This is a genomic window from Bradyrhizobium sp. RT6a, from assembly GCF_040547675.1.
In the GTDB taxonomy this organism is placed as follows: Bacteria; Pseudomonadota; Alphaproteobacteria; order Rhizobiales; family Xanthobacteraceae; genus Bradyrhizobium.
The window spans coordinates 293,859-307,676 of record NZ_JBEPQC010000002.1 but is presented as its reverse complement, the minus strand read 5'-3'; the positions used below and the strand labels follow the sequence as shown (position 1 = coordinate 307,676).

Below are 13,818 nucleotides of genomic sequence, written 5' to 3'. Positions count from 1 at the left end.
CGTCACATCCCGATCGCGGCGAAGAAGATGGCGAAGACGCCGTCCATGACGATGACGAAAAAGATGCCTTTCACGACAGACGACGTCGTGTGCTGCCCGAGCGATTCGGCGCTGCCCTGCACCGCGAGCCCCTCGACGCAGGCGACGATGCCGATCACCGCGGCCATGACAGGTGCCTTGACGATGCCGACGATGAAATGGTCGATCGAGATGGCATCGCGCAGCCGCAGCAGGAAAGCCTCCGGCTGCACGCCCCCATAGAGCCAGGCGACGAGGCCGCCGCCATAGAGCGCGGCCATCGCACCGAGGAAGGCCAGGATCGGCAGCGCGAGAACGAGCGCGAGCATGCGCGGCAGCACCAGCACCTCGATCGGGTCGAAACCCATGGTGCGCAGCGCGTCGATCTCCTCGCGCATCTTCATCGAGCCGAGTTCGGCGGTGTAGGCGCTGCCCGAGCGGCCCGCGACCATGATCGCGACCAGCAGCACGCCGATCTCGCGCAGCACCAGCACACCGAGCATGTCGACGACGAACAGGTCGGCGCCGAACCTGCGGAAGTGGAAGATGCCCTGCTGGGCGATGATGCAGCCGATCAGGAACGTGATCAGCACGACGATCGGCACCGCGCGCCAGCAGACCTGCTCGAGATGATGCACGGTCGAGGTCAGGCGGAACGAGCGCGGATGAATCAGGGTGCGCGCGACCGCCGCGAGCACCGCGCCGAGCATGTCGATCAGGCCTGCCACGGTGCCGGCAACGCCGGCCACGGCCCGGCCGATCTGCTCCAGCATGCCGGTGATGGTGATCGTGCTGCTGTCGATGACGGGCGTTGCCCTGACCCGCCGCACCTCGTCCACGAGGCTCGAATAATTGGCGGAGAGGCCGGCGATCTGCGCCTCGACGGCGCCCTGCGTCAGGCTGCGGCGTAGCCGCTCGATCAGCCAGGCGCCGAAAGTGTCGAGCTTGGAGACCTCGGAAACGTCGATGAAGATGCTTTGAGAGCCGCCGGCGAGCTTCTCGGCGTCAGCCACCATCCGCTCCAGGACCGGCGCGAAGCTCGCGGTCCAGGTTCCGGTGGCGCAGAGTGCCAGCGCATTGCCTTTTGCAATCCGTTCCAGCTTCGGATCGCCGTTCAAGATGTCCGCTCCCGTGCCGAGGCGCGAGAAACGGATGAAATCAGATGGTTGCGCACGCGCCCTTACCCAGAGAAGGTATCCCCAACTGGTTAACCTTAGTTGCCACAGGTAACCAGCAGGTTCAGATTTCGCCAGAGTTCAAAATGACTTCCAGCAAAGTTCCGGCCCTCTCCGCGCGAATCGAGCGCTTTCCCATCGCGGGCAGTTTTACCATCAGCCGGGGCGCCAAGACCGAGGCCGTGACCGTCGTGGCCGAGGTCAACCGGGACGGCCTGACCGGCCGCGGCGAATGCGTGCCCTATCCCCGCTATGGCGAGACACCCGAGGCGACCCTTGCCGCCATCCAGGCCATGAAGGAGGCCGTGGCCCGCGGCCTCACCCGCCAGGCCCTGCAAGCCGCCATGCCGCCCGGAGCGGCCCGCAACGCGCTGGATTGCGCCCTGATTGATCTGGAAGCCAGGGCCGCCGGCCTGCGGGCCTGGAGCCTGCTCGACCGCCCGTCGCCGGGCGAGCGCACCACGGCCTACACGATCTCGCTGGGCACGCCCGAGGCCATGGCTGCCGCGACCGCCAAAGCGGCGCACCGGCCCCTGCTCAAGATCAAGCTCGGCGGCGACGGCGACGGGGAGCGGATCGCCGCCGTGCGCGAGGCGGCGCCCGAATCCGAGCTGATCGTGGATGCCAACGAGGCCTGGACCGAGGCCAATCTGGAGCACAATCTTGCGGTCTGCGAGGGCGTCGGCGTCACCCTGGTCGAGCAACCGCTGCCCGCGGGCAAAGACGACGCACTGGCGCGGATCAAGCGGCCGCTCGTGGTCTGCGCCGACGAGAGCGTGCACGACCGCCACTCGCTCGCACCCCTGCGCGAGCGCTACGACGCCGTGAACATCACTCGACAAGACCGGCGGCCTCACCGAGGCGCTGGCAATGGCCGATGCCGCTCAGGCGCTCGGCTTCGAGATCATGATCGGCTGCATGGTCGCAACCTCGCTATCGATGGCGCCGGCGATGCTGGTGACGCCGCAGGCGCGCTTCGTCGATCTCGACGGCCCGCTGCTGCTGGCGCGCGACCGCGATCATGGCCTTCGTTACGACGACAGCCTGATCTATCCGCCGGACTCGTCGCTGTGGGGATGAGCTTTCAGCTGGTGCCGCGCCGACCAGATCAGAAGTGCGCCGGCAGCGGCCATCGCTGCCATGACGTAATACAGGCCATCGCCGATGCGGGCGTAGATCGCGCCTGACGCGATCGAGGTGGTCGCACCCAACAGCCCGTTGCACGCGGCGTAGTAGCCCTGCCCCCGCGCGATCTGATGCGACGGCACCCGCTGCACCAGAAGACTCATGGTGCCGAGAATGGTCATTCCGAAGGTCAGGCCGTGGCCAAGCTGCACGACCGCGAGCAGCGCGAGTGGCGGATCGTATGCGGTGACGACCCAGCGCACGACCGCGCTCGCGCCCCCGATCGCCATCAGCGAGGACGGATGCAGCGAGAAGCGCGGCGACAGCGCGAAGACGGCGATCTCGGCGATCACCCCTAATGTCCAGAGGCCCGCGATCGTCAGCCCGCCGAGGCCGTGGGCCTGCCAGTTGATGGCCGAGAACGTATAATACGCGACGTGACTGCCCTGGATCAGCGCGGCAGAGACGATGATGGCCCAGAAGCCGGCATCGCGCAGCAGCGCCTTGCTGTCGTGCACCGCCGTCGTCCTTCGCCTGACATCGTCGAGCGGCTGCAGCAGCATGCCGGCGGCGACCGCAATCACGGCCCAGGCGACGATGACCCAGATCAGATCGCGCGGCGCGATGTGGTCTACGAGATAGCCGCAGGCGAGCGAGCCGGCCGCGAAGGCTGCCGAGCCCCACAGCCGCACCGGCCCGTAGTCGAGCCCGTAGCGGGCGACGCCACGCAGCGCATAGGCGTCGGTCAGCGGCATGGTCGGCGTCCACATCATGCAGGTCAGCGCATAGATCAGGAACAGCGCCAGCGGCTGCTGCTGCAAGCCGACCGCCGTGAACCCGATCGCCGTCGCCAGCACGGACACCATCATGCCGGCGCGAATGGCATGTCGCTTTTCGGCAAAGGCGGTGATCTGCGGCAGCGTGGTGAAGCGCGTGATCGCGGGCAGCGCGTTGATGAGGCCGATCCAGGCAGCGTCGATGCCGATCGCCTTCAGCCAGACCGGAAAGAACGGCAGATGCGTTCCCGATACCGCGAACACGGCCGAGTAGAACAGCGCGAGGCTGACGGCGAATCGCCGCTTCTGAGATGCTGCGATGGGGATTTGTGATTCGGGTGCCATCAAACCAATTGCGATTCGGTCGATATCGTGGTGATCGTTACTGTAACGCGCGGTGATTTGCGCGACGAGATTGACATGGCCAACGAAGCATTCGCCCTCTCGCCTATGTCTGCCCGCGCGGCCGAGCCGAACGAGCAGGATTACGACGCGATCCGCGAAGCCTTCATGGAGACCGCGCGCGGCCGCTGGTTCCTCGGCGAATACGCCAAGCGCAACCGCAATGCCGACACCCGCATGGTGCTCGACGCGGTCGCGAAAATCGAAGAAACCCTTGCGGCACAGCGCCAACCCGTGGTCGAGGACCGCCTGCCCGAGGCGCTGGTCGCGATCCGGCACGCGATCCGCGAGGCCGAGACGATCGCGATCGCGGCGTTCGATCCCGGGGCGATCGAGGCGAGCCTCGCGCCGATCCCGCGCGGCCTGCGCATCATCAAGGAGATCTCCTGGCGCTGGCGCGAGATCGGCGCCGACGGGCGAATCTGCGATCTGATTGATTCGCAGCTCGCCTCCATCGAGGCAGCCTGCGCGCAGGTTTCGACCATCGACCCCCGCGCAGACCTCAAGGCCGCGTTCGATCTGCTCAAGGACCGGATCGACCAGACCGACGCTGACGCAACGCCGCGGGCCGCGCGCCCCTCGCCGGCTCCGGTGCAGGACGCACCGTCGCCCGTTGCGGAAGCTCCGCTTGCGGAGGCCGCACCTGCGGCAATGGCCGGCGAAGCCGCCGTGGCTTTTACGGAGCCGCAGGACATCGCAGAGGCGATCGATCCCGAAGCCGCCGTGGAGACGGCCGGCGTCGCTGAAGTCTTCTCCGTTGCGGAACAGGCGATGGACGCCACGCTGGAGCCGGAGACCGTCGCCGAGAGCCGGATCGCGCCCGAAGACGCCGCTCTTGAAGAGCCCGCCGCCTTCGCCGAGGTGACGGACGAATTTTCGCTCGATGCCGCTGCCGAAGCCGAGGACGAAGCCATCCTCGACGCGATCGCGCTGGAGATGGCCGCGCCCGACCCGGAATTCGACGAGATCATCGAGCCGGTCGAGATGGAAGCATCGGTTCCCGAGCCGGTGGTTGCGGAGGCCGCAGCGCCCATCGCAGCCGAGATAGCGGAGCCGATCGCACCAGAGCCGCTCGCACCAGAGCCAGTCGCCGCCGCAGCGGTCGTGGAGGAGCCCGTAGAGGAAGCGCCGATCGCGATGGAATCGCTTGCGCGCCTCACCAACGCCATTGCGGAAGCCGCCGCCGAAGTGATGGAGCAGCCGTCGCCTGTCATGGCCGCCACGGCGACATTCGGCGCGGCGCAGGCCACGACGCTGCCGATGCCCTCGCCGGTCCCGGAAGCCTCACTCGGCGCCACCATCCTCGCCAGCGGCATCCTGCAAAAGCCCCGCGCCGCCGCCAACGATCCCATGGCACCAATCCGCCGCATGACCCAGGCCGAGAAGATCGCGTTCTTCTCGTAAGGGGAGCGCCTACTCGGCCGTGTCCCGGACAGGCGAAGCGCAGATCCGGGACCCAGGAGCCACAGCGTCCGCCCCAACATGGGCCCCGGCTCTGCAGCGCACCGTCGAAGAGACGCTGCGCTGCGTCCGGGGCACGAGAGCGGCGTGGGAAAGCACCCTCTCCTCAACGTCATTGCGAGCGTAGCGAAGCAATCCAGAGTCTTTCCGCAGCGGCAGTCTGGATTGCTTCGCTGCGCTCGCAATGACGGATAGGCCGCCGCGCGCTCAGCCCATCAACCGCAATTCCAAACCGCGCCGATCGGCGTCCGCGTCCAGCACGGCCCAAAACTGCCGCCATTGTAGCGGCCGCCGCCGAAGCCGGGCCGGCCGAAATAGCGCCACTCACCGTCCCAGCCGTAATATTGCGGGACTGGATCGATGTACCAATGGCGGCGGTCGCTAGGCGACATCCGCCGCATCGCTTCCTTCTGCTTGTAGAGCGGAATGCTGTTGCTCAGCGGCTGGCGATAGCCCGGCAGAAAGCCGTAGCCATGCCAGGCTTGCTTGGGACGCTTTTGGATTGAAGCAGCCGGCGCGACAGCCGGCAGCAGCGATAGGACGATAGCGACAGATAGACACATAAGGCGCGACATGGTCCGACCATAAACAGTCGGATGCCGGCAGGCCATTCAAATTCGGGTGGGCGATGTAACAAAGCCATCGCGAAACCGAAGATATCGGGAACGGAAATCCATCACCGAGGGGCAAGGAAACATGATTGGCGAAGTGATTGTCATTGGCGATCTGCAATTGCGTGACGGCGCCTCTGTCGACGAACACGACCGACTCGGCGCGCGCATGTACGACATCGTCAGCCGTCTTCCCGGCTTTGTGTCGATCAAGTCGTTCAAGGCCGACGACGGCGAGGAGCTCACCGTGTTCCGTTTTGCCTCGGAGGAAGCGCTCGAAGCCTGGCGGACCCACCCCGAACATGTCGAGACGATGAAGCGGGGACATGCCGAGTTCTACGCCAGTGGCTTCCTGCAGATCTGCAAGGTGATCCGTGAGGTCGGACCATTCGAGCACGTGTGACGCGGCCCCGCATCGTTCGATCGTGCGCTGCTAGCCGATCACGCCCTTCCTGATCAGGAAGCATCCGTAACTGCTGCTGTCGCCGACCTGCACGACGCCAAAGCTCGCCGCCGCCGCGCGATAAAAATCAGGCCGGGAGAGTTTTCCGGGCGTGACAGGCCGGCCGGCGGCGCGTTCGATCTCGGCGAGCACCGCGCGCTGCACGTCGGGGACGCGGTCGGGATCGTCGACGGGCATCATCACGCGCACCGGATCGGGATCGAAATCGTCGAGCGGATAGACCGACATGATAGCGCGGATCGCAGTCTCCATGCTCATGCCCGGCAACTGGATCAGGCGCCGCGAATTCGTGCTCTGCGCGATACGTGCCGCGGGGTGATTGGCATCGACGAAAACGAGGTCGTCGCCATGCCCCATGGAAGCCAGCAGCCAGAGCAGGTCGGGCGTGAGGATCGGATAGATCGATTTCAGCATGTGACGGACTGTCCTCCCATCGTGCACCCACCTTGGCAGGTTCCAAGCGTGATTCAGATCACGCAGCCTACCATGGTGATAGGGATCACGGACCTCAAACTCGAACGCGGCCAAGCTCCCCGGCAACCAATCTCGTATCGAGATCAGTGCCAAAGGAGCACGCCATGTTCCGCCTAAAACCTTTCCTGATGACGGCCAGCCTGCTGGGAAGCCTGTTCGGCTTTGCCTGCGGCCCTGTTTCCGCGCAAGTCGCCCCGGTCGAGCCGGCCCCCACCGTGCTGCAAGGTCCGGAACAGCGGGTGGCGCTGGTGATCGGCAATTCGAACTATCAGAACGCGCCGCAGCTCGCCAATCCCGACAATGACGCGGAGTCGATGGCGAAGTTCCTGAATTCGGCCGGGTTCGAAGTGGTCGCCGCGACCGACCTGACCCAGAACGACATGCTCAAGGTGGTGCAGGACTTCTCCGCCAAAGTGTCGGCGCGCGGTCCGAATACGGTGGCGATGGTCTACTACGCCGGTCACGGCGTGCAGCTCGCCGGCGAGAACTACCTCGTTCCCGTCGACGCCAAGGTCTCGAGCCAGACCGAGCTCGTCAACAACTCCGTCCGCCTGGTCGACGTGATGTCGACGCTGGAGACGATCCCGAGCCGCATGCGCATCGTCATCCTCGACGCCTGCCGCAACAACCCGTTCCCGAACGTCAACGACGCCGGCCGGGGCTTGGCCATCGTCGATGCGCCGAACGGTTCGATCGTCGGTTACTCGACCGCACCGGGCGCGGAAGCACAGGACGGCACCGGCGGCCACAGCCCCTACACGCAAGCCTTCCTGAACGTCGCGCGCGAGCCCAACGTGCCGATCGAGCAGCTGTTCAAGCGCGTGCGCCTCGAAGTGAACCAGACCACCAGCGGCGCGCAGATCCCGTGGGAGAGCTCGTCGCTGACGTCCGACTTCACTTTCTTCGGCGACACCGCTGTTGCCGCCAACCGCGCGCCGGTGAATGCGCCCATCGTGCAGATGGCCTCCAACCTGCCGAGCCGCTCGACCCGCCAAGCCTATGACTACGTGGTGTCCGAAGCACGGCCGGAGTACTATCAGGAGTTCATCACGATGTATCCGCACGACCCGCTGTGCGATCACGTCCGCTGGCTGCTCAACAACCTGCTGCTCACGCAGGCCTGGCACAAGACGGTGCTCGCGAACTCGCCGGTCGCCTACAAGAACTTCTACGACAGCTACGGCAACACGCCCTATGCGCAGGTCGCGCTCAAGCTCCAGATGCAGCCGAAGCAGATCCCCCTGATGCAGGCTACCAAGTTCCTGGCGCCGCAGAATATCGCCCCGACCTTCAAGATCGGCAATCTCGGCCAGCCCAAATACATGCCGCTGCAGCAGGGTAATGGCGGCGCGCAAGTGAACGGCAATTTGCCGATCGTGCAGAAGTCGGGCGACAACAACGGCATCGGCAAGCTCGGCAATGGCGGCCAGATCATCAACCTGCCGGCGGGCAACAACCAGCCCAACCAGCAGAACGGCACGCCGTCGCAGACCCCGGGCAAGATCGTGACCCTGCCCGCGCCGACCAACACCACGACCACCAAGGGCGGCATCGGCAAGATCGTGACGCTGCCTGCGACCAATAAGACGCAGAACGGCGGCAACAATGGCGGCACTGCCAATGGCACAACCAATGGCAATCCTGGCAAGATCGTGAGCATGCCGGTGAATGTCGGCAAGGGCGGCACGACCATCGATGCAAAGCCCGTCAACGTTCAGACGCAGAACAACCCGATCCGCATCAACAACGGCGCGAAGATCAACAAAAACCCGGTGAACAAGGTGCAGGTGCAGAACAACAACCGCCCGCAGTTCAACACGACCAACCGCATCGTCAACAACGGCAGCAACAACTTCCGTCAGTCGATGAACCAGAGCCAGGGTGGTAACAGCGGGAACAACCACCGCGGCTTCATGCACTGATTGCGGTCGGCCACACACAACAAAGGGCAGAGCGGTGACGCTCTGCCCCTCTTCACGTCAGAAGATTAGAATATCAGGCCACCAGCTCCGCAAACAGATCGGCGTCGACATTGCCGCCGGAGAGCACGATGACGACGTTCTTGCCGGCAACATCAAGGCGCCCCGCAAGCAGCGCGGCAAGACCCACGGCGCCACCCGGCTCCACCACGAGCTTCAGCTCGCGATAGGCGAACGCGACGGCCGCGCCGACTTCCTTGTCCGAGGCGGTGACGCCGCGCGCGAGCAGCTTGCTGTTGATCGCGAACGTCATCTCGCCGGGGATCAGAGCCATCAGCGCATCGCAGATGGTGCGGCCTGCCGGCCCGTGCGGCTCGCGATGGCCTGCCGTCAGCGACAGGCCGTGATCGTCGAACGCCTCAGGCTCGGCGACGACAATTTGGGCCAGCGGATAGCGTGCCTTCACGGCCGTCGCGACGCCCGCGATCAGGCCGCCGCCGGAGGCCGGCGCCACCACGATGTCGGGGGCGAGACCGAGTGCCGCCATGTCCTCGGCGATCTCGCGGCCGGCGGTGCCTTGGCCGGCGATCACGAACGGATCGTCATAGGGCCTGACCAGCGTTGCGCCGCGCTTCTCGGCGATGCCGCGCGAGATCGCCTCGCGGTCGTCGCGGTCGCGGTCGTACAGCACGACTTCTGCACCGTAGGATTTGGTACGCTCGCGCTTCGACAACGGCGCATCCGCCGGCATCACGATGGTCGCCTGCATGTCCAGGATCTTTGCCGCCGCAGCCACGCCCTGGGCATGGTTGCCGGAGGAGAACGCGACCACGCCGCCGGCGCGCTTGTCCTGCGGGATCGAGGCGACCTTGTTGAAAGCACCGCGGAACTTGAACGAACCGGTGCGCTGGAGCATCTCCGGCTTGAGATAGACCTTTGCGCCGACACGCTCGTTGAGCACGGGAAAGGACAACAGCGGGGTGCGGACGGCAAAGGGCGCGATCACGCGCGCTGCGGCATCGATATCGGCAGGGCCGATCGGAAGGAGCTGTTCTGTCATGCCTGATGTTATCGCGGCGGATGAGGCGCGGGCAAGGCATCTCCGCGCGAGGATTTTGGGCTCTCAGGCGACGAATCGCGCCGGCTCCGCCCCGTTCCGGCCGGGCAGCACCGCACCGACCGCCAAAATGCTGTCGATAAATGCCCGGGCCGAGGCCTCCCAGGTGTAATTGGCGGCGAACTCGACGCAGTCCTGCCGGGAGATGTCCAGCGCAGCGAAGCAGGCGCTGCGCAGATCGTGATCGAGCGCGCCGACCGGCGCATCGCCGATCACGTCGCGGGGCCCCTTCACCGGAAACGCCGCGACCGGCAGGCCGCTCGCCAGCGCTTCGAGCAGGACGAGGCCGAACGTATCGGTCTTGCTCGGAAACACAAAGACGTCGGCGGCAGCGTAAATGTCCGCCAGTTCCTCGCCGTGTTTTTCGCCGAGGAAAATCGCATCCGGATAGGCCTCCTCCAGCGCGACACGGGCCGGACCGTCGCCGACGATCACCTTGGTGCCGGGCAGGTCGAGGTCGAGGAACGCCTCGAGATTCTTCTCCACCGCGACCCGTCCGACCGAGAGGAACACCGGCGCCGGCAAGCAGAGATCGATCGCGCGGGGATGGAACAAATCGGTGTCGACGCCGCGCGGCCACAGCACGACATTGTCGAAGCCGCGCTCGGTCAGCTCGCTGGCGAGCGCCGACGTTGCCGCCATCACGGCGCGGCTGGGGCTGTGGAATCGGCGCAGCGCCCGCCAGATCAGCGAGCCCGGCACCGGCACGCGGGCGCGGACATATTCGGGAAAGCGGGTGTGGAAGCTGGTCGTGAAGGGCAGCTTGCGCTGGCGGCAATAGCGGCGGACCATCAAGCCGATCGGACCCTCCGTCGCGATGTGGATGCTGTCCGGGCGCGCCTCTTCGATCAGCTTCGCGATTCTACCCGGCCGCGGCATGGCCAGCCGCACGTCACGATAGCTCGGCATCGCAAAGGTGCGGAACGATTGCGGCGTCAGGAACGCGAATTCGACGTCGAGGCTTTTGGCTGCGTCGGCAAGCTTGGTCAGCGTCCGAACCACACCGTTGACTTGCGGGTGCCAGGCGTCGGTCGCGACCAGGATGCGCATCAGGCGGCCTTTGTCATGCAGCTCTGGCTGCGACCTGCGGGACCTGTGCCGGCTTCTCGGCCTGGTCCGCCCAGGTGATGATCTCGAAACGGCCGTCATCGTGCTCGACCAGCGCCGTGCAGCTCTCGACCCAGTCGCCGCAATTCATGTAGCGGATGTCGCCCTCGTCGCGGATCACCGCGTAATGGATGTGGCCGCAGATCACGCCGTCGGCGTCGTGGCGCCGCGCTTCGGCGGCGAGCGCCTGCTCGAACGCGCCGATATAGTTGACCGCGTTCTTGACCTTCTGCTTGGCCCATTGCGACAGCGACCAATAGGGCACCTTGAACATACGCCGGAAGAAGTTGACGAAGCGATTGAGCTGGATCGCGAAGTCGTAGGCCTTGTCGCCGAGATGGGCGAGCCAGCGTGCGTTCTGCACCACGAGGTCGAAGATGTCGCCGTGGATGACGAGATAGCGCTTGCCGTCCGCGCCGGTGTGGACGGTGTTCTCCACCACGTCGATGCCGCCGAAATGCGTGCCGTAATAGTTGCGCAGGAACTCGTCGTGATTTCCGGGGATGTAGATGACCTTGGCGCCCTTGCGCGCCTTGCGCAAAAGCTTCTGGACGAGGTCGTTATGTGATTGCGGCCAGTGCCAGCTCGATTTCAGCGCCCAGCCGTCGACGATGTCGCCGACGAGATAGATCGTGTCCGCATCATGGAAACGGAGGAAATCGAGCAGAAGGTCGGCTTGAGAACCGCGGGCTCCGAGATGAACGTCGGAGATGAACAACGTGCGAAAGCGCCGCTCCGGGCTCTCGTCACTCACATCGTAACTTCCCATGCGCCAGCCTGTAACAATGTCCCGTGACAGGGGGATGACCAATTGAACCTCTGAGGCACCTTCGGATACGAATCGCGCTTGCCTCGCCCACCCCGCGAATATCAGTCGCATGCGACAATCAGGCGACATGGCGTCGCAGCGCCCTCCGCAAGAACTCGGAACCGCGGCGCGCTCGCGAGAGGCGTCAGTAGAACTTGTGGAAATGATGGATCGGGCCGTGGCCGTGGCCGACGCTAAAGCGATCGGCGGCCGCGATCGCCGCGCTGATCCAGGTCTTGGCGTTGCGCACGGCGCGCTCGAGATCCTCGCCTCTGGCGAGCCCCGCGGCAACCGCCGAGGACAGCGAGCAGCCGGTGCCATGGGTGTTGCGAGTGGCGACGCGCGGCGCGGCGAGCGCGATCGTGGTGCTGGCATCGACGAGATAGTCGATGCTCTCGGCGCCCTCGCCGTGCCCGCCCTTGATCAGGACCGCACGGCAGCCGAGCGCCAGCAGCCGGCGCCCCTGGCTCTCGATTTCGGCTTCATTGGCCGCGACCGGCTCGTTGAGCAGAGCCGCGGCCTCGGGCAGATTGGGTGTGATCACCGAAGCCAGCGGCATCAGTTTGATGCGCAGGGCGTCGACGGCTTCGGACGCGAGCAGGCGATCGCCCGATGTCGCCACCATCACGGGATCGAGCACGATATGCCGGGGCGCCCAGCGCGACAGCGCGGCCGCGATCGCATCGATGCTGGCGGCTTGCGCCACCATCCCGATCTTGACCGCGCCGACCTCGAGATCGGAAAACACCGCGTCGATCTGCGCGGTGACGAATTCGGCGGGCACCGCGTGAATGCCGGTGACGCCACGCGTGTTCTGCGCCGTCAGCGCCGTGATGGCGGAAGCACCAAAAACGCCGAGCGCGGCGAAGGTCTTCAGGTCAGCCTGGATGCCGGCGCCGCCGCTCGAATCGGAGCCGGCAATGGTCAGCGCGACGGGCGTGGTCATAGGGCGATCTTCAGCGTTTTCGAAGCCATGGCCCGTCCTAGCGCGCCTCCGCCAGCCCAGCAAGTTCGCTTGCTAAATCCGGCCGGGTTTGGCCTATTAGCCGCCAGATATGCTTTCGGAGTGACCGCGATGGTTCCCTTTTTCGTCCAGATCAAATGCAAGCTCGGCCAATCCTATGTGGTCGCCAATGCGCTTGCCGAAGCCGAGATCGCCTCCGAGATCTATTCCACGGCCGGTCAATACGACCTGCTGGTGAAGTTCTACGTCGACAACGACACCGATATCGGCCACTTCGTCAACGAGAAGGTGCAGGTGCTGCCCGGCATCCAGGACACCCTCACCATCATCACCTTCAAGGCGTTTGGCGCGAGTTGACCGTCCGGAAAAGGGCGGCCCTGATCAGGCGCCGCCCTCCTTGCGCTTGGGACGCGGCGGACCGTCCACCGGCGGCAGTGATTTGAGATAGTCCGCCATCGCCGCGAGATCGTCGTCCGGCAATTGCGAGGTGTTCTTGATCACCCGCGTCATCGCGCCGCCGACGCTGTCGCCGTCGGGCAATTCGCCGGTCTTCAGGAAATAGGCAAAATCCTTCGCGCTCCACTCGCCAAGGCCCTTCTGGGTGATGTTGGGCACCCACCCCTCGCCTTCCGGATTGGGCCCGCCGGCGAAGCGTTGTCCGGCGATGATGCCGCCAAGCGCATTGCGCGGACTGTGGCATTCTGCGCAATGGCCAAAACTGTTGACGAGATAGGCGCCACGATTCCACTGCGGCGACTTCGCGCTGTCGGCGACGAAGGGCTTGCCGTCCATGAACAGAAATTTCCAGATGCCGACGTTCCGCCGGATGTTGAACGGAAAGCCCACGTCGTGGTCGCGCACCTTGCCGGCAACGGCCGGCAGCGTTTTCAGATACGCAAAGAGATCGAGCACGTCCTCGCGCCTGGCATGCTGATAGGACGTATAGGGAAAGGCCGGAAAATAATGCCGTCCGTCGGGCGAGACCCCCTGCATCACCGCGTTGACGAATTCGGCCTCGCTCCATTTGCCGATGCCGTCGGTCGGATCGGACGAGATGTTCGGCGCGTAGAACGTTCCGAACGGCGACTTGATCGCGACGCCGCCGCCGAGCCTGAGACGATCGGGCTGGTCGGGAACGGCATGGCATGAGGCGCAGCCGCCGGCGTTGAACATCACCTGGCCATTGGCAAGGTCAGGGGCGCGGGCAGGCGCGGTGCTGGCGGCCGCCACCACGGGCGCGCTGAGCCACCAATAGACGCCGGCTGCGGCGAGTGCGGCGAGCAGCACCACGGGGATTGTTCGTCGCAACATGCGGTCCTTTCGTCGCGACGAAGCTTATGACCGATGTCCTCGCGGCTCCAGCCACGAAGAATTTAGCCCACCGCGGCCTGAAACGGG

13 protein-coding genes and 1 pseudogene are annotated in these 13,818 nt (G+C 65.4%); 5 read left to right on the top strand and 9 right to left on the bottom strand.

All coding sequences use genetic code 11. The features are described from left to right. Positions 1-2: 2 nt before the first annotated feature. On the bottom strand, positions 3-1,136 hold the full coding sequence (locus tag ABIC03_RS11235; protein ID WP_275169956.1) for an MlaE family ABC transporter permease: 1,134 nt from the start codon (positions 1,134-1,136) through the stop codon (positions 3-5). Between the two features lie 143 nt (positions 1,137-1,279). On the opposite strand from ABIC03_RS11235, the pseudogene dgcA reads away from it, so the two are divergent. Then, a pseudogene (dgcA, locus tag ABIC03_RS11230) lies at positions 1,280-2,273 on the top strand (N-acetyl-D-Glu racemase DgcA). On the opposite strand, the gene ABIC03_RS11225 reads toward dgcA, so the two are convergent. After that, the gene (locus ABIC03_RS11225) at positions 2,243-3,439 is read right to left on the bottom strand and encodes an MFS transporter (protein WP_275169954.1); all 1,197 of its coding nucleotides are present in this window, start codon (positions 3,437-3,439) and stop codon (positions 2,243-2,245) included. The pseudogene dgcA and the gene ABIC03_RS11225 overlap by 31 nt on opposite strands. A gap of 75 nt (positions 3,440-3,514) precedes the next feature. Here ABIC03_RS11225 and ABIC03_RS11220 point away from each other — a divergent pair, with 75 nt between their 5' ends. Then, positions 3,515-4,900 carry a hypothetical protein gene (locus ABIC03_RS11220; RefSeq protein WP_275169953.1) on the top strand — a complete coding sequence of 462 codons (1,386 nt, stop codon included), beginning with the start codon at positions 3,515-3,517 and terminating at the stop codon, positions 4,898-4,900. A gap of 272 nt (positions 4,901-5,172) precedes the next feature. Here ABIC03_RS11220 and ABIC03_RS11215 read toward each other — a convergent pair whose 3' ends face one another. Beyond that, positions 5,173-5,532 (bottom strand): hypothetical protein, encoded by a 360-nt coding sequence (locus tag ABIC03_RS11215; RefSeq protein ID WP_007612410.1) that lies wholly within the window; start codon positions 5,530-5,532, stop codon positions 5,173-5,175. 121 nt (positions 5,533-5,653) lie between these two features. Between ABIC03_RS11215 and ABIC03_RS11210 the strand changes: the two genes are divergently transcribed. Next, positions 5,654-5,971: an antibiotic biosynthesis monooxygenase family protein gene (locus ABIC03_RS11210; RefSeq protein WP_275169952.1), complete on the top strand. Its 318-nt coding sequence runs from the start codon at positions 5,654-5,656 to the stop codon at positions 5,969-5,971. A gap of 30 nt (positions 5,972-6,001) precedes the next feature. Here the strand turns inward: ABIC03_RS11210 and ABIC03_RS11205 are convergent, their stop codons facing one another. Further along, positions 6,002-6,445 carry an RbsD/FucU family protein gene (locus ABIC03_RS11205; RefSeq protein ID WP_354058051.1) on the bottom strand — a complete coding sequence of 148 codons (444 nt, stop codon included), beginning with the start codon at positions 6,443-6,445 and terminating at the stop codon, positions 6,002-6,004. Between the two features lie 164 nt (positions 6,446-6,609). On the opposite strand from ABIC03_RS11205, the gene ABIC03_RS11200 reads away from it, so the two are divergent. Continuing rightward, entirely contained in the window at positions 6,610-8,427 is a 1,818-nt protein-coding gene (locus tag ABIC03_RS11200; RefSeq protein ID WP_354058049.1) for a caspase family protein, read from the top strand. Between the two features lie 73 nt (positions 8,428-8,500). Here ABIC03_RS11200 and ABIC03_RS11195 read toward each other — a convergent pair whose 3' ends face one another. The 4 genes from ABIC03_RS11195 to thiD form a co-directional block, all read right to left on the bottom strand. Continuing rightward, a complete protein-coding gene (locus ABIC03_RS11195) occupies positions 8,501-9,484 on the bottom strand; it encodes a threonine/serine dehydratase family protein (RefSeq protein WP_035994560.1) in 984 nt (327 codons plus the stop codon). A gap of 63 nt (positions 9,485-9,547) precedes the next feature. Beyond that, positions 9,548-10,591, bottom strand: coding sequence for a glycosyltransferase family 4 protein (locus ABIC03_RS11190; RefSeq protein WP_354058047.1), 1,044 nt, complete (start codon positions 10,589-10,591; stop codon positions 9,548-9,550). A 13-nt stretch (positions 10,592-10,604) separates the two neighbouring features. Next, positions 10,605-11,417 (bottom strand): UDP-2,3-diacylglucosamine diphosphatase, encoded by an 813-nt coding sequence (locus ABIC03_RS11185; RefSeq protein ID WP_354058045.1) that lies wholly within the window; start codon positions 11,415-11,417, stop codon positions 10,605-10,607. A 184-nt stretch (positions 11,418-11,601) separates the two neighbouring features. Continuing rightward, on the bottom strand, positions 11,602-12,402 hold the full coding sequence (thiD, locus tag ABIC03_RS11180) for a bifunctional hydroxymethylpyrimidine kinase/phosphomethylpyrimidine kinase (protein WP_354058043.1): 801 nt from the start codon (positions 12,400-12,402) through the stop codon (positions 11,602-11,604). A 129-nt stretch (positions 12,403-12,531) separates the two neighbouring features. Here thiD and ABIC03_RS11175 point away from each other — a divergent pair, with 129 nt between their 5' ends. Then, complete coding sequence (locus ABIC03_RS11175) at positions 12,532-12,777, top strand: Lrp/AsnC ligand binding domain-containing protein (protein WP_007602021.1); 246 nt, start codon at positions 12,532-12,534, stop codon at positions 12,775-12,777. Positions 12,778-12,801: 24 nt separating this feature from the next. On the opposite strand, the gene ABIC03_RS11170 is transcribed toward ABIC03_RS11175, so the two are convergent. Further along, positions 12,802-13,731, bottom strand: coding sequence for a c-type cytochrome (locus tag ABIC03_RS11170; RefSeq protein ID WP_354058040.1), 930 nt, complete (start codon positions 13,729-13,731; stop codon positions 12,802-12,804). Positions 13,732-13,818: the final 87 nt, after the last annotated feature.